Consider the following 21863-nt stretch of genomic DNA (forward strand, 5'->3'; position numbering starts at 1 on the left):
ACCTTTTTTCTTTTACCGGACAACAGTAATAGTTTTTATAACATATCATAAAATGGCTTTTCAAAACAATAAAAAATTGTTATTTAGAGAGTGATAGATTATTTGTTAAAAAAAAGGTTAATTGGAGTTCCTTTATGAATAATCTTAAATCAGCATATACTTCCGGGTAGTTAATAAAGGTATAAGTAGTAGAAAAATTGACCTGTTTTAAGTTTAAATAAGTACCTTTCTTTTATAAACCAGTTTAAAAATCTGCGACATGTTTCTAGGAACCAAAGCGTTATTCATACTTCAAATTGCCCTTTTTGCCGAATTATCTGCTTATTGCCAGACCTCTCCTACTTCGGTCGTGTCTATTGACGTTAATTTAAGCGTTACCAAAGCACCCATGAAACCAATATGGGCCTGGTTTGGGTACGATGAACCCAATTACACCTATATGAAAGACGGCAAGAAACTTCTTACTGAGATTTCTCAATTGAGTAAGGTCCCTGTTTTTGTACGGGTTCATAGCCTATTGGTTACCGGCGATGGGGAAGCAGCATTAAAATGGGGATCAACGAATGCTTACACAGAAGATAAAAAAGGAAATCCCATATACAACTGGACGATAGTTGATAAAATATTTGATACGTTCATTGAAAGGGGCATGAAGCCAATAGCACAGATAGGCTTTATGCCTGAGGCACTTTCCACTAATCCTGAGCCTTACAGGCATCACTGGAAACCTGGAGATAATTACAATGATATATATACCGGCTGGGCGTATCCACCAAAAGATTACACGAAATGGTCAGCTCTGATTTATGAATGGGTGAAACATTCCAAAGCCAGATATGGGCAAAAGGAAGTAGAAAGTTGGTATTGGGAACTTTGGAACGAACCTAATATTGGATATTGGAAAGGTACTACTGAAGAGTATTTAATGCTATACGATTACTCTGCTAATGCCGTAAAGCGTGCTTTGCCTACAGCAAGAATAGGTGGACCGGAAGTTACAGGACCTTCATGGGATGATGCGGCAATTTTTCTTAAAATTTTTTTAGACCATGTCACTACTGGTAAAAACTATGCTACAGGAAAAACAGGATCGCCATTAGATTTCATTACTTATCATGCTAAAGGGTCTCCTAAATTAGTTGACGGGCATATCCAGATGAATATGGGCACACAACTCAGAGATATAGATACTGGTTTTAAAATGGTAGCTTCTTATCCCCAGTTAAAGAAATTGCCTATTATTATAGGGGAATCTGATCCGGAAGGATGCGCTGCATGCTCAGAAGATTTAAGTCCGCAGAACGCTTACCGCAATGGCACCATGTATTCCAGTTATACGGCTGCATCCTTTGCCCGTAAATATGAATTAGCAGAGGCTCGCGGAGTAAACCTAGCGGGTGCAGTATCCTGGGCTTTTGAGTTTGAGGATCAGGCCTGGTTTCGTGGCTTCCGTGACTTGGCTACTAACGGTGTGGATAAACCAGTACTGAATGTATTCCGGATGTTTGGAATGATGGAAGGCAACCGGGTTGAAGTGAAACAAAATCTGGCATACGATTACAAAAGAGTACGTGATTCAAGTGTACGTGCGGAACCCGATATTAACGCATTGGCGAGCAAAAGCAGCAATTCAGCAGCTGTTATGGTTTGGAATTACCATGATGATAAACTTACGGCCCCTGATGCGGCAGTAGAAATAGCAATAAAGGGCCTTCCTGACCATCAAAAAGTGATGTTAAGTCATTATAGGATAGACGACGAAAACAGCAACTCCTATGAAACGTGGAAGAAAATGGGTTCTCCTAAGCAACCATCAGCAGAACAGATTGCACTGCTCGAGAAAGCCGGTCAGCTTCAGCTACTCACTTCACCGGAATGGATCAACCCTAAAGATGGAATGACCACTGTAAAGATGAAACTTCCAAGACATGGGGTATCCTTATTGCAGTTTAAATGGTGAGATTACTTCTCATGAGATGTGATCTGGTCATCACCCCAGGTGCCTTATATTTTAGTACGGGCATCAAAAGGCCATTCCTTATTTAATTTGGCCTTAATAAAATAGACCAGGGCTCCAAGGGTTGTGGTGATTATTCCGCCTAAAACCATTACAAATCCGGTTGAGATGAGGATCCCGAACCACATAATGATAGCCAAATAAACCGGCCATGGAAAGAAAGGCATTTTATAAGGAAAGTTTGTACTGCCGCGTAGTTTTCTTAGCATCAGTAATCCTACTGCCTGAGCAATAAACTGCACCAATATGCGCATGGCAAGAATAGCGTTTATGACGTCGCTTAACTTAAAAAGCAAGCTAAAGACAAAAGCAATGGACCCGATGAATAACAAAGAAACATAAGGAAACTTCCCTTTAGGGTGTAGTTTAGCGAACACTTTAAAAAAAGATCCGTCTGCAGCTGCAGCATAAGGGATCCGGCTATAACCAAGAGTTGCAGAAAACACGGATGAAAATGCAACCAGCAACACTAAACAGGTAATGACCTGAGCTGCTGCAGGTCCCGCTATCTGTTGCATAAACTCACTGATCACGAACTTGCTGTCCTTTGCTTGCGCCCAGGGAATCACACTAACCACACTAACATTCATCATCAGGTATAAAACAGCAATTCCTGCGATAGAAAGGAACATGCTTCGGGGAATATTTTTTGATGGATTAATGATCTCGCCTCCCAAATGGCATATATTGTAATAGCCTAAGTAGCTGTATACACTTTTAACACTCGCAAATCCGATCGCAGTAATAAAGGCATAATTGATCGTTAAGCCATCATTTACATGTTTTATGGGTTCAAGAAAATTTCCGTGAGCAATTCCACCACCAATGATCCAAAACAAGGTGAGAATTACAGTAACCCAAAGGACGATACTTATTTTCCCAATGTCTTCAATTTTGCGATAAAGTAATACGATAATGAGAATAACTACACCTCCACTTACCATCTTGGAAAGAATTGGCGTTAAAGGGATCAGGTAGGATAGATAATAAGCAAATCCTATAGATGCAGAAGCGATAACCAAAGGAGCCTGAATCATGGTTTGCCATACAAATAAAAAGCTCATCAATTTACCTACACTATTCTTCCCGTATGTTTCTTTTAGAAAATTATAAGAACCTCCGGCTTTCGGGAAGGCAGCCCCCAATTCACTCCATACCATAGCATCTACCATGGATAAAAAAGCACCAGCCAGCCATGCATATAGAAAATAAGGTCCGTTCATCATACTGATGACCATAGGTAAGGTTATAAATGGCCCTATACCTACCATATCGATCATATTGATCGCCGTTGCCTGAACCAAACCAAGGCTTCTCTCTTGTTTGATAGCTACTGTATTCACAAGGTGTATTGCATGGAACTAAGATAGGATTTTATAGCTATTTTATGCGATTTTGAGGTCTTTTATCATCCAGATGGTGCATGCATGATGTCCTGAATTCCCTAATGCACTGGGCAGATGGTAAAATCCAGATTTTAAATATAAGCTGACTGCTTTACCAAGAGAAGGAAACGATTCAAGGTACAATTGTGTATAGCCCAGTTCAATAGCAGCGAGAAAACATTTTTCTAGTAAAAGTTTTCCGATGCCTTTACCTCTTGAATCTTCTGATAAATAAAGCTTTACCAGTTCTGCACAGCCATGAGGCAAGCCTTCCGTTGGAAAAACGCCGCATCCTCCAAGTAAAACACCATCTTGTTCTACGATGTAATAAAGGGAACCACCAGTTGTGAATAACTTAAACAAATGGTCGGTAGTAGGATCAGAATAAACGGTCCCAATCTTTGGTACATCATGTTCGGTTAATGAATCGCGAATGATCTTTGCTAAACCTTTATCATCCTTTTCTGTAATGCGTCTAATTTTAATGGACATTCAAAATTGATTTAAAGGTGCTAAGATAAAGGTTAAAAAGGCTTGAGGCAAATTGGCAGGTTGAGTTTAATGCAAGAAAAGGCTAATAAAATGTCCTAAAGATACAAATTACCCTGATGCAGCCTTGCTTCTGACAGTTTGACTTACTGAACGATTCCTGAACTAATGTTAAGTCGTATTTAAACGAAAAAGCCGTTTTCTTTATCAGAAAACGGCTTTTTTATTACTGTGCGCCCACCTGGGCTCGAACCAGGGACCAAAAGATTATGAGTCTTCTACTCTAACCAGCTGAGCTATAGGCGCAGCTAAACAATCTTTTCCGATTGCGAGTGCAAATGTACATTTTTGCATTGAAATTTTCAAACGGATATGCAAAACATAAAAAATATAATTTTCGATTATGGTAACGTCATCTTTCTCATTGACTTCCTGAAAACTCAAAACTCTTTTACCGAGCTTGGAATCCAAAATGTGGAGACTTTTTTCGCACATACCGGTCATAATCCACTCTTTGATCAGTTCGAACAAGGCGACATTACCGCAGCAGAGTTCAGGGATGGAATAAGGAAAATAACAGGTCAGCCTGAACTTTCAGACGAACAGATCGACACAGCATGGACCAGTCTTCTTATCGGCGTTCCTCCTATAAACCACGAATTACTGCTGAAAGCAAAAAGCCAGTACCGCACCTTCCTTTTAAGTAACATCAATGAAATTCATCTTGACTTTATCCAGAACTATTTAAAACAAGAGTTTAATATCGACTCCAACGATCAGTTTTTCGAAAAGGTGTACTACTCCCATCTCGTGCGCATCAGAAAACCGAACCGCGAAATCTTTGAACTGGTGTTAAAAGAAAACGACCTAAAAATAGAAGAGACTCTTTTCATTGATGATAGTCCGCAACATCTTAAAACCGCTCAAGCACTCGGTTTACACACACATCTGATCACCAAAGAGGAATCCCTTGAAAAATTCCTATACCGATCCGGACTTCTAAAAAAATAAACAAAGCACAAGAGCCTGTGTTAAACGTCTATGGAAAACTATGAAAGCTTGGTCGATGCACTCAACGACCTTAAAAAAAGAGGGTTTACCCTGGATTTTAACCTTGCAAATGGAGTGCTTCATAACAGTGAACAAAACATTACGTTAAATCCTGACGATTTCAGTATTGCTGAATTTCATCGGTTTGAAGGACCTTCTGATCCTGCAGATAATTCGATTGTTTATGGAATACAATCCGATAAATACAATGTAAAAGGCGTCTTTGTGAATGGCTATGGAGTCTATTCGGATGACCTGTCTGAAGAACTTCTTAAAAAATTGAATACACCAGGTTAATAAATCGGGAAAGATCAGGAATTCCTACGTCTTGATTTCTCCTTCATAATCAAATTAAGCTCTCTGCCTGTCTGACCAGCCAATGAGGTATTCTCTTCTGCCCTGCGAAATAAGTAGGGCAGAATAGCTTTAACAGGTCCATAAGGGACATATTTAGCCACATTGTATGCGGAGTCTGCCAGATTAAAACTCAAGTGATCACTCATTCCTAATAACTGAGCAAAATAAACAGCAGGATCATTTCTTTCAATCCGGTACGTATTCATTAAACCGACCAGGGAACTGCAGCTTTCCTCGTTATGAGTTCCTGCGATAATAGAAACCTGAGTAATATGTTCCATACAAAATCGGATAGCCTCATCGTAATCAGCATCTGTAGCTGCCTTATCTTTATGAATAGGAGACTGATAGCCCATTTCAGCTGCCCGTTCGCGTTCTTTTTCCAAATAGGCACCCCGTACAATTTTAGCACCCAGCTTAAATTCATCTGTCGCAGCCAGATAAACTACTGCTTTTAATGAAGCCAGTTTATCCGTACGATACATCTGATACGTATTATAAACAATTGTTTTATCGCGGTTATACATCCGCATCATATCCAGCGCAATGTCATCAACAGCCGTCTGAATCCATGATTCTTCTGCATCAATCATAACCGGAACATCCAAATCATGTGCAAATTTACAGATCTGATTAAAACGTGCCTTCACTTTAAAGTACTCCGCATGTTCGGCAACGGTCAACGTCTCTTTATTATTAACCTTCACATATAAATCAAAACGACCTACACCGGTTGGCTTAAACACGGCAAGAGGAATCCTTGGGTCATCCTTAGATTTCCGGAGCACATTCAGAATCTCCTCGGTAGTCTCTATGAAACTCCTTTCCTCCTGTTCTCCCTCAACTGAATAGTCCAATATTGTTCCAACGCCACCATTTGCCAGTTTACCAATTGCTGTTTCGCAACTAGCAATGGTTTCTCCTCCACAAAACTGGGCGAAAATTGTACCCTTTATTAAAGGAACGATAGGCGCACCTATCCGAAACAAAAAGTTTGTAGCAGCGGCCCCAACTTTGGTTATAAACGGACTGCTGACAGCTTTAAACAACCAGTACGCTTTATTTAATTCGGTATTAGTTTTACCCTTAAATGCAATCTCCGTATTACTAAAATCTGGAATACTTTTATTTATCTTAACTGAATTATCAGATTGATTCATCATGGGCTCAAAATTAATGCTAAATAACTAAACTGGAAAAATAATAATTTTAACTTTGTTCATGATAGAATTTGAACTTGAAGGTGAGTTTATACCCATGATTCAATTACTTAAAGCAACCCACCTTGTAGTAACAGGTGGAGAGGCTCAAATAGTTGTATTTGAAGGAAAGGTAAAATATAATGGCGTGGTCGATTACAGAAAACGGCTCAAGGTGAAACGCGGCGATATAGTAGAATTTAACGGTAACAAGATCTTAGTGAAGTAATTATGACGCCAATACAAAGTAACGGATACCCTGTTTTCTTCGACAATGAATTAAAAGAACTTCAGAATTTTCTTGACAATTCGAACTATTCTAAGGTCTTCTTTCTGACCGATATGAACACTTCGGAGCATTGTATGCCCTTGATCAAACAGTTTTTGCCCCTGCTTGATAACTACGACATCATCGAAGTAGATCCTGGAGAGGAAAATAAAAACATAGATTATTGCATTGGCGTATGGCAAATGCTGCTCGATTTTGACGCGGATAGAAATAGCCTGCTCATTAATCTGGGCGGTGGCGTGATTACAGATATGGGTGGTTTTGCCGCTTCTACCTATAAACGCGGAATTGATTTCGTTCAAGTTCCCACTACGCTTCTTTCTCAGGTAGATGCTTCTGTAGGAGGAAAAACAGGCATCGATATGGGCAATATCAAAAACATCATTGGTACTTTCACTCAACCTAAAGCTGTTTTTATTTCTGCTGAATTTCTAAACAGCCTGGATGAACGTCAAATTCAATCTGGTTTTGCTGAAGTAGTAAAACATGGTTTAATTGCGGACAAAGCTTATTTCAACCAGCTTAAGGAAATCAATCCGAAAGGCATTACCTCAGCAATCGTATACCACTCTGTTGAAATTAAAAACCAGGTGGTACTTGCAGATCCTTTTGAAAAAGGAATTCGTAAAACATTGAATTTCGGACATACAATAGGTCATGCTGTGGAAACCTATTCCTTAAAGAACGACAAAAAACCACTTCTTCACGGTCAAGCCATTGCTCTGGGCATGATTTGCGAGGCTTATCTTTCCAATCAGCATAATGGTCTTTCGGAAGAGGAACTTACAGAAGTAATTCAATATATAAGTTCTATTTTCTCTTCATATAAGATTAAGTCCGGCTCTTATCCCGACATCTTAAACTTCATGAAGAACGATAAAAAGAATGACAATGGTAAAATTGGATTTGCTTTACTGAGCGGAATAGGGAAATGTGACTACAACATTTACCTTGAAGAAAAACAAATTTTGGACAGTCTGAATTTTTACGCGGAGTTAAATAGTTAACTATTTCATTTTGCCTATTGACACTTTGAATTAATACATGGAATGAAACAATTAACTATTTCATTTTACCTATTAACTCTTTGAATTAATACATCGAATTAAACAGTTATTTATTTCATTTTGCCTATTGACACTTTAAATTAATACTGTATATTTGGCTCAACAAAAAGAAATGAGAAATATTAACACATATCTGTTCGGTTACTTTTACTACTATCAGTAAGAATCGGGACGAATATGTTATAAGTTTAAGAACTATATAAAGTCCCGGCCAAACAGCCGGGACTTTTTTTTTGATCATGGACAGAAAAAGAGTAGCAATACAAGGAATTAAGGCTTCATTTCACGAAGAAGCCGCATTTAAGTTTTTCGGGGAGGATATCGACACCATTGAGTGCAGTTCTTTTAAGAAAACCTGTGAAGTACTGAAAAATAAAGAAGCTGATTTCGTAGTGATGGCCATTGAAAATTCCATTGCTGGAAGTTTGTTGCCTAATTACACCCTGCTTCGCGATTACCATTTATGTATTATCGGCGAGGTCTATCTTTCTATCCAACTCCACCTAATGGCTTTACCGGGAGTAAAATTTGAACAGATTAAAAATGTAGAATCGCACCCTATTGCCATCCGCCAGTGTATCGACTTTATTGACGAATATCCACACCTCAACATTGTGGAAAGTTCAGATACAGCCGCATGTGCCAAACGGATCCGCGACGAACAGCTTACAGATACTGTTGCCATTGCCAATCAATTGGCAGCAAAACTCTACGGCTTAGAAATTATAGAACGTCGTATTGAATCAAACAAAAAAAATTTTACCCGTTTTCTGATCCTCTCTGAACATATCGGATGGGATATCCCCAGCCCGAATAAAGCTTCGCTTTCTTTTGAAACCAATGATGAAGTAGGATCCCTGGCTAAGGTGCTTAACATTTTTGCAGAACATAACGTCAACCTAAGCAAAATTCAGTCTATGCCAGTTTTAGGCAAACGCAATGAGTATAACTTTTACGTTGATATCGAATGGAAAGATACTGCCGCCTACAAAGAGGCTCTGAGTAAAATATTACGGTACACCATTAACTTCACCCTACTGGGAGAATACATCAAAAACGAAAACGTCAAATAGAACAAACTTAACATATAAAGCAAGATGAAACTTAACTTAAACATAGAACCATTAGAAAATTGGTTACCTACAAAAAACCAGCCTTTAGTTATTGCAGGTCCTTGTAGCGCTGAAACAGAAGAACAATTAATTGCTACGGCACACCTTCTGGCTAAAACAGGTAAAATCACTGCTCTTCGTGCAGGGATCTGGAAACCACGTACACGTCCCGGAGAATTCGAAGGAATTGGAAGTATTGGTCTCCAATGGCTGAACCGTGCTAAAGAAGAAACTGGTTTACCGATCACAGTAGAAGTTGCTAATGCAAAACACGTTGAAGAGGCGCTTGCTGCTGGTGTTGATATTCTTTGGATTGGTGCCCGCTCTACTGCAAACCCATTCACTGTTCAGGAAATTGCTGATGCGCTGCGCGGTGTAGATATTCCGGTAATGATTAAAAACCCGGTAAACCCCGATCTTTCTTTATGGATTGGTGCACTTGAACGTATCAACCAGGCTGGTATCACTAAGTTAGCCGCTATTTCACGTGGTTTTTCATCTTACGAAAAATCTCCCTTCAGAAATGAACCCATGTGGGAACTTGCTATTCAGTTAAAGACGCTTTGCCCCGAGTTACCAATCATCTGCGACCCTAGTCATATCTGTGGAAACAGGGAGTTAATTCCTTACATTTCTCAGAAAGCACTGGATTTGGAAATGAATGGCCTGATGATTGAGTCACATATTGACCCTTCCGTAGCCTGGACTGATGCTAAACAACAATTAACACCTTCCGCATTATCTGATCTGATTGACAATCTTACCGTACGTCAGCATCAACCTAAAAGTCAGGTTGTATCCGATAAATTAGCAGAACTACGTAAAGACATTGACAAAATCGATGATCTGCTTATTCAGAAGGTAGCCGAGAGAATGGGTATCGTGGAGAAAATAGGCGAGTTCAAAAGAGATAACGACATCACCATCCTTCAGCTAAACCGTTGGGATGAGATCATCAACAAACGCGCTGAATTTGCAAAAGCTTTAAAATTAGACACTGAATTTACTACTAAATTATTGGAATTGATCCACGCTGAATCTATTAAGAGACAGACTAAGATCATGAATGTAAAAACAGTAGAAGAACACTAATGGCCGAAAAAAATAGCATACTTTCAAAATCAGGATCGGATACTTTCTGCACCATCCAGCTTACCGGATCAAAAAGCGAAAGCAACAGAGCACTGATTTTGAAGGCATTAAGTAAAGGAAAGGTTGCGATAAACAACCTTTCCTCCGCTGATGATACCGTTATTTTAAATGGTGTACTCGAATCACTTGATAAAGGCATTGTAGAAGCCACCTTTGGTAGTGGAAGTTTAAAACAAATAGATGGTCAGCTAACCGCCAATATAGGTCCTGCAGGTACTGCTATGCGTTTTTTAAGTGCCTACCTGGCCGCTACTGGTACAGAGGCTCAGCTAACTGGTTCAGAGCGGATGAAACAACGCCCTATCGGGATCCTTGTTGATGCACTTTCTAAATTAGGTGCCAATATCGGTTACGACGGAGTAGAAGGTTTTCCTCCCTTGAAATTTAACCTTGGGTTTGAGCAAAAAACTAATATCATCCACATACAAGGAAACGTAAGTTCCCAGTATCTCTCTGCCTTACTACTCGTTTCTCCTTACCTGCAAAACGGCTTAGAACTTCATATTGATGGCGAATTAACCTCCCGGCCTTATGTAGAAATGACTTTGTCGATGCTTAAGGAGGCCGGAATTCAACATTCTTGGACCGGCTCTATTATTACTATTGCGCATCAACCTTTTACAGAGGCCCAACTTACTATTGAACCCGATTGGAGTGCAGCTTCTTACTGGTATTCAATAGCAGCTTTGTCTGATCATGCCTCGATTACCCTCCCCAATTTAAAGGAAAATAGCTTACAGGGCGATAGTCGCATTACTACTATTATGCAGAGTTTTGGCATTAAATCTACCTTTACTGAAGAAGGACTTTTAATTGAAAAAACCAATGAACGTCTTGATGACTCGATTATCTTTGATTTAAGAGACTGTCCGGATTTAGCTCAAACCATTATCGTATGCAGTGCGGTATTGGGAAATAATGCCACATTCACAGGACTCGAGACCCTCAAAATCAAGGAAACCGACCGCATCCTGGCGCTACAGACCGAACTTGCTAAAATCGGGGTAACGCTTTCGGAGGAATATTCTTTTTATCATCTGGATTGTTCCAAGCTTCATTTTCCGGAGAAACTCAGCATTAAAACATACGAAGACCACCGGATGGCAATGGCTTTTGCTCCCCTGGCTTTAAAAATACCACAGCTGGAAATCGAAGATCCACAGGTAGTGGGCAAATCATACCCGACTTTCTGGGATGACCTCCTGAAGGCCGGCTTCCACATCAATACCAATTAAAACATGGCAGGAAATATATTTGGACAATTGTTCCGCATCAGTACATTTGGAGAATCACACGGTAAAGCCATCGGAGTAATCATTGATGGCTGTCCCCCTAATATTGAAATTGACTTGAATTTTATCCAGGGAGAGTTGGATAAACGTAAACCGGGACAATCCAAAATCACTACCCAAAGGAAAGAAAGCGATACGGCAAGTATCCTATCGGGAGTTTTTGAAGGTAAAAGCACAGGGACACCCCTGGCCTTACTGATCCCAAATGAAGATCAGCGTTCAAAGGACTACGACCATAATAAAGATATTTACAGACCCTCTCATGCTGATTATACCTATCAGGAGAAATATGGAATCCGTGATTATCGGGGCGGTGGCCGTTCTTCGGCACGTGAAACTGCTGCCCGCGTGGCAGCCGGTGCAGTAGCTAAACTCTATCTGAAGCAAAAAGGGATTGAGATATTTGCACATGTTTCTTCTGCCGGCACAATAGATTCACCAAATTTGCCTTTACAGGATTTGTCTGAATTGCTGGTGATCCGCGAAAGCAATATTGTGCGCTGTGCTGATCCGGCTACGGCAAATGAAATGATTGAGATGATCGATGGCGTCCGCAAGGATGGCGACACAGTTGGCGGAAAAATATCCTGTATCATCCGGAATTGTCCGGTTGGTTTAGGCGAACCTGTATTTGATAAATTGCACGCGGACCTTGGAAAGGCCATGCTTAGCATCAATGCCGTTCATGGCTTTGAATACGGATCAGGATTTGCAGGATCTGAAATGAAAGGATCAGAGCATAACGACATTTTTCACATTGCTGATGGTGGAAAACCGATCAGCACCAGCACTAACTTCTCAGGAGGCGTTCAGGGTGGTATTTCTAACGGGATGGATATCACCTTCAGGGTGGCCTTTAAACCGGTAGCTACCATTATGCACAACCAGCAAACGGTTGATAAATCGGGAAATGCAGCAGAGATTAAAGGCAAAGGTCGCCACGACCCTTGTGTAGTTCCCCGTGCAGTAGCTATTGTAGAAGCGATGGCGGCTTTAGTTATAGCCGATCACTACTTGAGGCAGGCTGCTTATCAGTAAAGAATTTTTTTTGGGTCTTCTTTAGGAAGATGATAATTTGTATAAAGAGCGAAACTGCGTATTTCTGTTTCTGAGACTCAGGAACAAAATACTTGGTTTCGCTTTATTGTTTAAGAGCCAATTACAAACCTGCATCCTGGTTTGTAGGCTAAATGAATATAAGAAAAACTGCTCTTTAAAGTATGCTTTAATCAACAATAACGTACCTGCTATCCCATTGTATTAGTCTAACTTACGTCATCAATTAACCTTAAATATGACCAAATTTAGAACTCTTTTTGTACTGACACTTAGTTTTACGTTTAATACCTTATTCGCTCAGCACACTACTCCAAAACCATTTAAACTCTTCTTCGAAAAATCATATCTGCATACCGACAGGGAACAATACACATCCGGTGAAAATATCTGGTTCAAAGTCTACCTGGTAAACGGGCAAACCAATACCCTAATCAATACCAGTAACAACTTATATGTTGAGCTGATATCTCCTGGTGCCGAAATAATATCCCGCAATGTAATCCGGATCAATAAAGGATTAGGAAAAGGAGACTTTCTGTTAAGTGATTCCATTGCTACCGGAACTTATCGCATCCGGGCATATACCAACTGGATGAGAAATTTTGGTGACAATTTTATCTTTGAAAAACAGATAAAAATCGTGAATACAGACAATCCGCAAGTAGCCAAGGCAAATGATGCTGCGAATAAAGAGCAAGGGCTAAGTATTAAGTCGGTGGATAAATTGAAAGATGCTGATGCAGCAATTCAGTTTTTCCCTGAGGGAGGTTCCATGATTGAAGGGATTGCCGGCTTGCTTTCATTTAAAGCGATAGCTACCTCAGGGAATGGCATTGCTTTTAAAGGACAAGTGCTTTCTTCGAGTGGAGAAGAGATGAATACGATTACTAGTCCTTCTAATGGAATGGGGAGTTTTATGTTGTTTCCCTTAGCTGGAATTAAATACAGACTAAAAGGTAACTATGCAAATGGAAAAAGTTTCAATACCGAGTTACCGATTCCTTTGATCAAAGGTTTTGCCATGCATATCAAAGCCACAGATTCATTGATCTATCTGAATCTAAGCACCAACCTGGCAACCTTACAAGATTTTGAGGGAGAGGAACTGTTGATTGTAGGTAAGAGTCATGGGAAAACCTGCTATTCGGCAAAAATAGTCATGAAAGATGTACAGGGTGCTGTAACCATTCCTAAAAACCTTTTCCCAGCCGGAATTGCAAGTATCAGTTTAACTGATGATCAGGGTCGTCCTCATTGTGAGCGCTTGGTTTATATCGAAGATCCAAACCCGGTAACCCTGGTAATTACAGCTGATAAAGCAATGTATAAATATAGGGAAAGGGTAACATTGAAGCTAAATGCTTCCCATCAAAATGGGCAACCCGTAAGTGGTAATTTCTCCATGGCGGCTGTAGACGCCGGATTAATTACTGCAAATAAAAGTTCAGTAGCATCCTACCTAATGCTCGAATCTGAACTGAAAGGACATATTGAAAATCCTGATCAGTATTTTGACAAGGGAAATGCACAAAGGACAGCACAACTTGATCTCCTACTCATGACACAGGGCTGGCGTGATTTTACATGGAAACGACTGGCCGATTCGGCACTTCGTGTAACATATGAAGTGGAACAGGGTATTACTGTTTCGGGAAATGTTAAGCAGTTATCATCAGATAAATCTATGGCAGGTATGAACATCTCGCTGTCAGCGTTTAAAGCGAAAGGGGCTAAATTATTCTCTGCTGTAACAGACTCAGCAGGAAAGTTTTATATCGACACCGTACAGCTTTATGGAGCTCAACCATTGACATTAACTTCCGTAAATAGTAAGGGTAAACAGACAGGGCTACTTGTAATGGATTCGTTATTTAAGAAACCAATTGAGTTAAGTTTACGTCCCATTTCCGTTATGGATAGTGCGATGCTTTCTTTATCAAACAGGTTGGTTCATGCTAAACAGAATCAAATGAAACAAAGCATGTCAGACACTATAAATTTAAAGGAAGTAGTGGTGAAATCAAAACGTAGACAAATACAGCTTACAGACCGGATTATTACTGACTTTGGATATAAAGACGAATCATTTACTATAACTTCCAAAGATTATGACTACCGGAATCTTGGACATTTTATTCTTCACCGGGTAAGTACAGCAAGACCAGACGACACTGATGTGGTTAGTTTTTTAAGTACCAATGGAAGTACGCCAGCCTCCACCCGATTTATCGTAAATAACAAGGAGGTGCTGTTCCGTGAAGATGATCCGGCTGAAATGAAGACCCACTATAAAAATTTGTACTATAATATCAGTATGGATAAAGTGCAGGACGTATTGGTAAAACATTTACTTGGTACCACGGGATTAGAACAAACATCTGAAGAATCGACAAACGCCTTTGGAGTTGCTACAGAATCCATGTCCTCTTTAATGGGCCCAAAAGATTTCTATATCATCTATTTGACCCTTAAACCTGGTGCTTTAGCAAGAACAAACCCTTCTACTTTGAAAGAAGATGTAAGTGGTTATTATGAATCCAGGACTTATTACTCGCCCAAATACAGTTTGGATCCAGAAAAACAGGACTTAAGGCCAACAGTTTATTGGAACCCCAATATAGTAACTGATGCTACCGGCTCTGCTAGCGTAAGTTTTCAAAACGGTGTTCAAAAGACACAACTTAGAGTTATTGTGGAAGGCTTGACTGTTGATGGTATACCTGTAGCAAGTAAAGTAGTACTAAATATCAAATAAAGCACGTCAGAATATCAGAGCCCAGTCTCTATTACGTATTCATGTAGTCGTTCATAAAAAAACCCACCATTTGTAAACATCGTTGAGTTTACAAATGGTGGGTTTTTTACCTTAAATTCAAAGGCTATCAGATCCTCTCCATTTATTATTTAAAAGGCAGATACCAACTAGTTACATCATTACCCAAAGCAGTTACACCTGCAGGAACAGGAAGTCCTCCTTTTATAAACTTGGCTGCTATCTTATCTTTAAGGAACAATTTACCAGAGCCTGCGTTTTCCTTTTCTCTTCTTAAGGCGATACGAAGTAAATCAGACCAACGGCTTCCTTCGAAAGCAAGTTCCAACGCAGCTTCATCTATTACTTTATCTTCTAATCCAAGCATATTTGTTTGCAATGCAACAGGTAAAGCCGGAATATTGGCACGACCTCTTATACCCGCATTTCTATGCCATGGTTTACGGAAGTCACTACTGATTCCTCCGCTATTCCTTGCATCAAAATAATAAGGGCTGCTTGTGGGGTAAGGTGTCTGCATGGAATCTACCTGAGCTAAAGTAGGACTGTTGTTCAATACATTTGGAGAATAGGTATTTGCAATGCCCCTATTCAACAATGCATAGCTTAATTTACCTTGTCCATCGCGATTTGCGGCTTCAATATAATGTAAATGAACTCCAGCCGCCCTTGATATATTCCAACTTCCGCCTTTATTAAGTGAAGTCAAGGCTACACTGTTATCGGTAAATTTAGTTATCTCTGGCTTGCCGGGTACATCCGGGTCATAAGACATTACGCCTCTGGCATCATAAGGAATACCATTAAATTGTGTTTGAGAATTCCAATTATTAATGGCTACCTGAGATGGCTTCAATGAATATTTCCCTTGAGTAAGAGAAAAAATCTCGATGAAAGGATTACCCGGTTTAAACATTGCATTATAAGGCATGGCCCACACCCATTCAACATTCCATACGGAACTTGTATTAGGAAGAGCAAACATCGATTTCCAACCAGAAGTAAGACTATATACAAGTGACCCTTCTTCTTGGCCTCTGGCATAACTAACTGCGAAGTTATAAACGTCTTGTGAAACGCCAATTCTATAAACATTAAAAGAGACATTTATATTACTGTTATTTGACTCCGTTTCTAATAGCGCTTTATATTTAGTGGCTGCCTTAAGATATTCGTTCTTCCATAAATATAGATCTCCCAACAAAACTAATTTGTTCACAAAGACCTTATTTGTATTACTACCATCCACAGTCACCACTAGTGAGCTCCCTGCAGGATAAGCGTAGCTCTGAATGTAAGGAAGACCTTCTGTAAATGTAATCAGCTGAGTTACCAATTCGTCAAAACTAATTTTGGGATAGTCAGCAAGACCAGCCAAATCATCAATCGTTTCAAGCGGTTTGGTAATATAAGGTACAGAGCCATAGTGAATACCCAACTGCAGGTACATCCAGCTCCTTAGAGCACCTATGTCAGAATAACGCATATTGTAATCAGCTACACTCATGCGGTGTTCCGCTAACATGATATCAAAGTTCTTCATTACATCATTGCAGTTCAAAATCACTTCATAAAATGGTCTTGGATCTACATATGGATTAGCTTTTGATATAGTGCTATGATTAGACAACTCTCTCAGGTAAGGATCTGCATTTGCAGTGACATCCATAAGGTCAGCTCTTACCTCATTTAACATGATGTAGTTCTTTCCTAGTTCAAGAAATTTACCATACACACCGATCACAGCTGCATCAGCATCCGCTACATTCCGGTAAGCCTGGCTAACATCCAATTGATTTTCTGGTTCAAGATCCAACATTTTCTTGCACGATACCGTGCCCATAACACAAACTATAGTCAGAAATAGTATAGTCAGTTTATTTATTTTACTATTTTTCATCACTTAATTGAATTAATATCAGTTATAAGCCTATACGAATGCCTAATTGAAAAGATTTAAATTGTGGTTCAAGTGTCGTATCCACTCCCTGAGTATAAACGCTTCCAGAAGCACTGAACTCAGGATCATAACCCATGTATTTGCTCAACGTAAACACATTATTCGCGGTGGCATAAACCTTTGCATATTTAAGAGACTTTCCCTTAGTTGGTATAGCATAAGTCAGTGATAAAGTACGTAACCGGATATAAGATCCATCTTCTATCCAACGATCAGAGAACCTGCTATTACCCATTGGATCTCCATAAGTAGCTTTAGGCGTATTCGTAATTTGTCCTTCACCTCTCCATCTGTTAGCAAGTGCTTCAGTTTGATTATTGTAGTTTTTACCTGATTCCAATTGAGCGCGGGTATAATTGTAAATGTCGTTTCCACTTACAAAAGTGAATAAGGCATCCACATCCCATCTTTTCCACTTTAAATTATTAGTAAAACCTCCGGAAAAATCAGGGTTAGGATCACCAATAATCACACGGTCCTGTTCATCAATTACTTTATTAGCATCTTGATCTGTATTTATAAAGCGAATATCTCCAGCCTTAAAAGGAATTAAATCGCCTGCTATAGTACGGATGGATAATCCTACAGCTGAAGCCTCTGCAGCGGTTGCATACACTCCGTTAGTCTTGTACCCATAGAATAAATTAGCGGCATCACCAACACGAGTGATATAGGTAGCTCCGGCGTATGTATTATACAACTCTTCTGACGGTAAGCGGGTAATCTTATTTTTATAGGTACTAATTGTGATTCCAGCATCCCACTTTAGCTTTTTATTTAAAATTCGGGTGTTAATTCCAAAATCTATTCCTGTAGAACGCATTGCAGCGTTATTACTGATGTAAGAATCGAGACCAGCACTACTTTCTAATGTTTGAGCAGTAAGCATCTTATCGGTATAGTTATTCCAGTAATCCAGGCTAAAGCTTAGCCTTTCATTGAAGAATGCTGCATCAACTCCTGAATTAAACTTTCTAACTACTTCCCATTGCAGGTAAGGATTGGCAATATTTCCACGAACCAAACCTTGGAGACCCAGCAAGTTTTGAGAAACATAATACTGTTTAGCAGTATAGTTTCCAATATCGTCATTACCTACCCAACCATAACTTACCCTAAGTTTAAGCAAGTCAACATTCTTTGCAGTTTTCAAGAAGTCTTCTGAAGAAACTACCCATGCTGCACCAATTGCTGGCATTACTGCAAACTTATTTCCATTTATAGTTAAGGCATTTTCAATCTTCTTTCCAAACCGTGAAGAACCATCTATCGAAAAAGAGGCATTCAATAAATAGCGGTCTTCGTAATTGTAATCTGCAGATCCGTATGTACTGAAAGTATTCCAGTTGCCCCTATCTCCACCGAATTGACGGGTTGATAAATCACTATTTCCAATGCTAATCAGTTCGTCTGTTCCAGAATTATATCCAAGCGCATAATCTTGCTCACTTTGATTGGTATTGTACCGCATTCCAAGAAAGGTATTGATGCGTTGATGATGGTTGATTTCTTTTGTATAAGACAATCTCAAATCATTGTACATACTGAAGTATCTGATCACCTGACTACCTAAACGACTATCAGCTATAATGGTACTTAAAGTGTCATTTGCAACACCTCGTCGGGGGACAAACAAACTTTCCTGAATCTTATCATAAGTTAACCCGGTTAGCGCAGTAAGTTTTAAAGCTTTAGTGAATGCATAGTCTATATTTACAGATCCTGAAAAACGATAGGTCTTCTTATTATTCTGGCCTTTTTCAATCAGTGACCTGGGGTTACCGATTCCAAGGGTGTCCGTATCTGAAAGATTTGGAGATACAATCCCACCCTGACTTACTTCATTCACATTCATAAAAGGTGACTTTACCAGAGCAAGAAACATTGGATTCGTTATTGGAGAGAGCCCCTGATCTTTCAAATCCTGTTGCACATAACTGAAAGCAAGATTAGTCGTTGCTGTCAATTTTTTACTTAAATTTAAATCAGCATTGAAACGTGTATTGTATCTATTATAAGTCGTACTATCAATAATTCCTTTATTATCTATCACTCCAACAGAAAGAGCATACTTGGCAATATTATCTCCCCCACTAACACTAAGTGAGTAGTTTTTATCAAAAGTGTTTTTGAAAACTTCCTTCTGCCAGTCCGTATTATTATGATACTTCGTATAACTCGCATTGGCGGGGTTATCATTCATGAGAGACATCGCCGATACGGCAGCATTACTTATACCCTGACTCTTCAGAATATCGGAAAGATATAACCTATAATCAGCTGCATTCATTACCGGCAAATTTTTAGGAGCCATATTTAATCCGCCATAAACAGCAAAGTCAATTTTGGTAGCTAGCTCTTTGGCGTGATTAGTCGTAATAAGGACGACTCCATTTGCTGCTCTGGTTCCATAAATAGCCGCTCCGGATGCATCCTTAATCACAGTCATATTTTCGATATCCTTGATATCGAGATGCTGCAAAGGGTTATTTGCGTGTCCGCCGGTTAAAGAAGTTCCGTATGAATTGGCGTCAAAGATCATTCCGTCTACCACATATAGCGGCTGGTTGCTTGCCAGTAGAGAACGAAAACCTCTAATAAAGAGGTTAGCACCAATACCGGGAGTACCTGAGCGCCTGATGGTATTCACTCCACTTAATCTTCCCTGATAATAAGTGTCAGGTGTTTCAGAATCTGCTGACCATGAACCATTCGGATTTTGTGATGAAATTGCTCCAACGGTTCGGGCTAAAGACTGCCTTCCTGAGGGAAGCATGACTTCAGCAAACTGAGAAGCAAATGTTTCGGGATAGAGATGAACGTTCAGCTTCTTCCCTTTTGAAACCTGAGCAAACCGGGTGTGAAAGCCATCGGCAGAAAATATGACTGTAGATCGGTAATCCGGAACTACAATGGTAAAGTTTCCCTTATCATCTGTAATCGCAGCAGAGAATCCTTCTACAGAAACTCGTATACCTAAAGCGGGACTACCTGTAGTTCCGTTGAATACTGTTCCTTTTACTTGAACACCTTTAATCTTTTTTTGAACTACGGCAACTGTAGTTGTATCTGTGCTATACTGCGTAGTATCCTGCTCCTGGGCAAATAGGCCAGACACCGAAGCAAGCATAAAGAGTGAAAGGAAAATTCCTTTTTTTATCGTAATAAATTGACGCATAATAAATATTTTGAATCAGAATGAGAATCTTATTGAGGCAAAACCGGCTCTAATCGTATATAATCTAACATCAGGGTATTTATACCTGTAGTTGTAACAGCTGCAGAAATAAGCCTAAAATTAATTGTACCAAATTTTGTTTTAGTATACGTGCCAAGCTCATATTCATCAAACCTCGTTTTTCCTGTTCTGTGACCAACAACAAATGGCAAGGCGCCCGTATAGTTAAGGCTATAGAGACCTGTTGCTACATCGGCAAAGGCTACCCGTTGAGTAAAACCTGTTATTTGTGAATCACCAGGTAAACCGAATACTGCCCTTCCAAATACTTTATACGTTACAGAATTCAAGCCCCTGCCTTTATAATCAATATAATATTCAGAAGTAACATGTGCATAAATCTCAATGTCCTGATATTTTTTCCCCAGTGTATCTGCTTTCGTACGGTAATACGTCACTGATCTTTTTTCAGTATTTCTGAAAGAAGAAGGCAGTTCACCCTGAATAACAATATCCTTAATCTTATAATTCAACGGATAAGGCAACGCATTTACAATATGGACAATTCCATTACTTGCCGGTATGCTTGCAATAATGTTTGCTTTCTTAATAGGAATCCGTACACCTGAAACGGCAATCAATGGAGTGTCTACCAAGTTTTCTACCGTGTAGATTCCTGATACCATTACATCTTTAAGCATAGAGAGTTTTGTCAGGTATTCGGTTGTACTGTCCGGGCTAATACTTGTGGACTGATAATAAGGCATTATTTTACTAATCTCAGTTGCAAAAGCTGAGTTGTTTAATACAAAGTAAGTGTACTGCCTATTTTCGGTGTTTAAAGCGGCTGAATAAAGTAACCATGTGGGGCTCATTTTATTAGCAATGGTGTCACCAGCTGCTCCTAAAACAACAGTATCAAGGGATTTCATCGCAGCAATTTGTGAATATCCTGTTAGCGCATTTAAGATAGTCCAGATCCTGACTTTAACAGGAACAGCCTGACCAACAACATGAAGTACACCGTTCTTGGTATACTGATCAGCTTTAGTTATCAAGATATTTTCAAACTTATCATTGATCATGTTGATATACTTCCCGTTTAATGTCTGAACCCGAAGTGTATCACCTGCTTTAGAAATAGGATACATCATTTTGACAATATGATTGCCTATAAAACTCTTCAGATTTATAGCATTAGTCAAGTATCCCGGCTCTGCTGTATTCAATGCTTCTAAAGCAGTATTAGAAGGTGCCCAAACCGTGAAGGTTTGGGAAGATTCAAGTACTTTATCGTAACCAGTGGATACTAGATACTCATAAAACTTACTTAAAGTTGGATCCGTAGCTATTTGCTCTGTTAAAGTCAGTTTATTAGCCTCATTAGTCAGGCCATTATGGTCATCCCATTGATCTTTACATCCTTGAAGAGTAAAAAGGCAGGTGAGGAATAACACTGAATAGGCTATATTTTTTATGTTCAT

Annotated in this window: 16 protein-coding genes and 1 tRNA gene; 10 read left to right on the forward strand and 7 right to left on the reverse strand. The window is 39.5% G+C overall.

Features of this window, described 5'->3' with window-relative positions; translation table 11 throughout:
- Positions 1-259 precede the first annotated feature (259 nt).
- Entirely contained in the window at positions 260-1960 is a 1701-nt protein-coding gene (locus BFL47_RS06335; RefSeq protein WP_069658968.1) for a GH39 family glycosyl hydrolase, read from the forward strand.
- Between the two features lie 44 nt (positions 1961-2004).
- Here BFL47_RS06335 and BFL47_RS06340 read toward each other — a convergent pair whose 3' ends face one another.
- The 3 genes from BFL47_RS06340 to BFL47_RS06350 form a co-directional block, all read right to left on the reverse strand.
- Positions 2005-3360 (reverse strand): APC family permease, encoded by a 1356-nt coding sequence (locus BFL47_RS06340; protein ID WP_083257043.1) that lies wholly within the window; start codon positions 3358-3360, stop codon positions 2005-2007.
- A gap of 42 nt (positions 3361-3402) precedes the next feature.
- On the reverse strand, positions 3403-3894 hold the full coding sequence (locus BFL47_RS06345; protein ID WP_069658969.1) for a GNAT family N-acetyltransferase: 492 nt from the start codon (positions 3892-3894) through the stop codon (positions 3403-3405).
- A gap of 229 nt (positions 3895-4123) precedes the next feature.
- A tRNA-Ile gene (locus BFL47_RS06350) sits at positions 4124-4197 on the reverse strand.
- Between the two features lie 66 nt (positions 4198-4263).
- Between BFL47_RS06350 and BFL47_RS06355 the strand changes: the two genes are divergently transcribed.
- Positions 4264-4902 (forward strand): HAD family hydrolase, encoded by a 639-nt coding sequence (locus BFL47_RS06355; RefSeq protein WP_069658970.1) that lies wholly within the window; start codon positions 4264-4266, stop codon positions 4900-4902.
- 30 nt (positions 4903-4932) lie between these two features.
- Positions 4933-5238, forward strand: a complete 306-nt coding sequence (locus BFL47_RS06360; RefSeq protein WP_069658971.1) for a phosphoribosylpyrophosphate synthetase — start codon at positions 4933-4935, stop codon at positions 5236-5238.
- Between the two features lie 14 nt (positions 5239-5252).
- Here the strand turns inward: BFL47_RS06360 and BFL47_RS06365 are convergent, their stop codons facing one another.
- A complete protein-coding gene (locus tag BFL47_RS06365) occupies positions 5253-6461 on the reverse strand; it encodes a proline dehydrogenase family protein (RefSeq protein WP_069658972.1) in 1209 nt (402 codons plus the stop codon).
- A gap of 58 nt (positions 6462-6519) precedes the next feature.
- Between BFL47_RS06365 and BFL47_RS06370 the strand changes: the two genes are divergently transcribed.
- The 7 genes from BFL47_RS06370 (at position 6520) to BFL47_RS06400 (ending at position 15223) form a co-directional block, all read left to right on the forward strand.
- Positions 6520-6726 (forward strand): RNA-binding S4 domain-containing protein, encoded by a 207-nt coding sequence (locus BFL47_RS06370; RefSeq protein ID WP_069658973.1) that lies wholly within the window; start codon positions 6520-6522, stop codon positions 6724-6726.
- Between the two features lie 2 nt (positions 6727-6728).
- Positions 6729-7793 carry a 3-dehydroquinate synthase gene (gene aroB / locus BFL47_RS06375; protein ID WP_069658974.1) on the forward strand — a complete coding sequence of 355 codons (1065 nt, stop codon included), beginning with the start codon at positions 6729-6731 and terminating at the stop codon, positions 7791-7793.
- A 299-nt stretch (positions 7794-8092) separates the two neighbouring features.
- A complete protein-coding gene (locus tag BFL47_RS06380) occupies positions 8093-8926 on the forward strand; it encodes a prephenate dehydratase (RefSeq protein WP_069658975.1) in 834 nt (277 codons plus the stop codon).
- 24 nt (positions 8927-8950) lie between these two features.
- Positions 8951-10057 carry a chorismate mutase gene (locus BFL47_RS06385; RefSeq protein WP_069658976.1) on the forward strand — a complete coding sequence of 369 codons (1107 nt, stop codon included), beginning with the start codon at positions 8951-8953 and terminating at the stop codon, positions 10055-10057.
- Positions 10057-11352, forward strand: a complete 1296-nt coding sequence (gene aroA, locus BFL47_RS06390; RefSeq protein WP_069658977.1) for a 3-phosphoshikimate 1-carboxyvinyltransferase — start codon at positions 10057-10059, stop codon at positions 11350-11352. Before BFL47_RS06385 ends, aroA begins: the two co-directional genes overlap by 1 nt.
- Positions 11353-11355: 3 nt before the next feature.
- Entirely contained in the window at positions 11356-12447 is a 1092-nt protein-coding gene (aroC, locus tag BFL47_RS06395) for a chorismate synthase (RefSeq protein WP_069658978.1), read from the forward strand.
- A 256-nt stretch (positions 12448-12703) separates the two neighbouring features.
- Complete coding sequence (locus tag BFL47_RS06400) at positions 12704-15223, forward strand: hypothetical protein (RefSeq protein ID WP_069658979.1); 2520 nt, start codon at positions 12704-12706, stop codon at positions 15221-15223.
- 145 nt (positions 15224-15368) lie between these two features.
- On the opposite strand, the gene BFL47_RS06405 is transcribed toward BFL47_RS06400, so the two are convergent.
- Genes BFL47_RS06405 through BFL47_RS06415 form a run of 3 tightly spaced genes read right to left on the reverse strand, consistent with a single transcriptional unit; the run spans position 15369 to position 21863 of the window.
- On the reverse strand, positions 15369-17141 hold the full coding sequence (locus BFL47_RS06405) for a RagB/SusD family nutrient uptake outer membrane protein (protein ID WP_069658980.1): 1773 nt from the start codon (positions 17139-17141) through the stop codon (positions 15369-15371).
- Positions 17142-17163: 22 nt separating this feature from the next.
- Positions 17164-20379 (reverse strand): SusC/RagA family TonB-linked outer membrane protein, encoded by a 3216-nt coding sequence (locus BFL47_RS06410; protein ID WP_069658981.1) that lies wholly within the window; start codon positions 20377-20379, stop codon positions 17164-17166.
- Between the two features lie 29 nt (positions 20380-20408).
- On the reverse strand, positions 20409-21863 hold the full coding sequence (locus BFL47_RS06415; RefSeq protein ID WP_069658982.1) for a fasciclin domain-containing protein: 1455 nt from the start codon (positions 21861-21863) through the stop codon (positions 20409-20411).

The sequence above is a fragment of the Arcticibacter eurypsychrophilus genome, assembly GCF_001730525.1.
GTDB lineage: Bacteria > Bacteroidota > Bacteroidia > Sphingobacteriales > Sphingobacteriaceae > Arcticibacter > Arcticibacter eurypsychrophilus.

Coding starts and splice junctions, on each gene's coding strand:
- BFL47_RS06335 (WP_069658968.1), top strand. CDS start 260: ATGTTTCTAGGAACCAAAGCGTTATTCATACTTCAAATTGCCCTTTTT.
- BFL47_RS06345 (WP_069658969.1), bottom strand. CDS start 3,894: ATGTCCATTAAAATTAGACGCATTACAGAAAAGGATGATAAAGGTTTA.
- BFL47_RS06355 (WP_069658970.1), top strand. CDS start 4,264: ATGCAAAACATAAAAAATATAATTTTCGATTATGGTAACGTCATCTTT.
- BFL47_RS06360 (WP_069658971.1), top strand. CDS start 4,933: ATGGAAAACTATGAAAGCTTGGTCGATGCACTCAACGACCTTAAAAAA.
- BFL47_RS06365 (WP_069658972.1), bottom strand. CDS start 6,461: ATGATGAATCAATCTGATAATTCAGTTAAGATAAATAAAAGTATTCCA.
- BFL47_RS06370 (WP_069658973.1), top strand. CDS start 6,520: ATGATAGAATTTGAACTTGAAGGTGAGTTTATACCCATGATTCAATTA.
- aroB (WP_069658974.1), top strand. CDS start 6,729: ATGACGCCAATACAAAGTAACGGATACCCTGTTTTCTTCGACAATGAA.
- BFL47_RS06380 (WP_069658975.1), top strand. CDS start 8,093: ATGGACAGAAAAAGAGTAGCAATACAAGGAATTAAGGCTTCATTTCAC.
- BFL47_RS06385 (WP_069658976.1), top strand. CDS start 8,951: ATGAAACTTAACTTAAACATAGAACCATTAGAAAATTGGTTACCTACA.
- aroA (WP_069658977.1), top strand. CDS start 10,057: ATGGCCGAAAAAAATAGCATACTTTCAAAATCAGGATCGGATACTTTC.
- aroC (WP_069658978.1), top strand. CDS start 11,356: ATGGCAGGAAATATATTTGGACAATTGTTCCGCATCAGTACATTTGGA.
- BFL47_RS06400 (WP_069658979.1), top strand. CDS start 12,704: ATGACCAAATTTAGAACTCTTTTTGTACTGACACTTAGTTTTACGTTT.
- BFL47_RS06405 (WP_069658980.1), bottom strand. CDS start 17,141: ATGAAAAATAGTAAAATAAATAAACTGACTATACTATTTCTGACTATA.
- BFL47_RS06410 (WP_069658981.1), bottom strand. CDS start 20,379: ATGCGTCAATTTATTACGATAAAAAAAGGAATTTTCCTTTCACTCTTT.
- BFL47_RS06415 (WP_069658982.1), bottom strand. CDS start 21,863: ATGAACATAAAAAATATAGCCTATTCAGTGTTATTCCTCACCTGCCTT.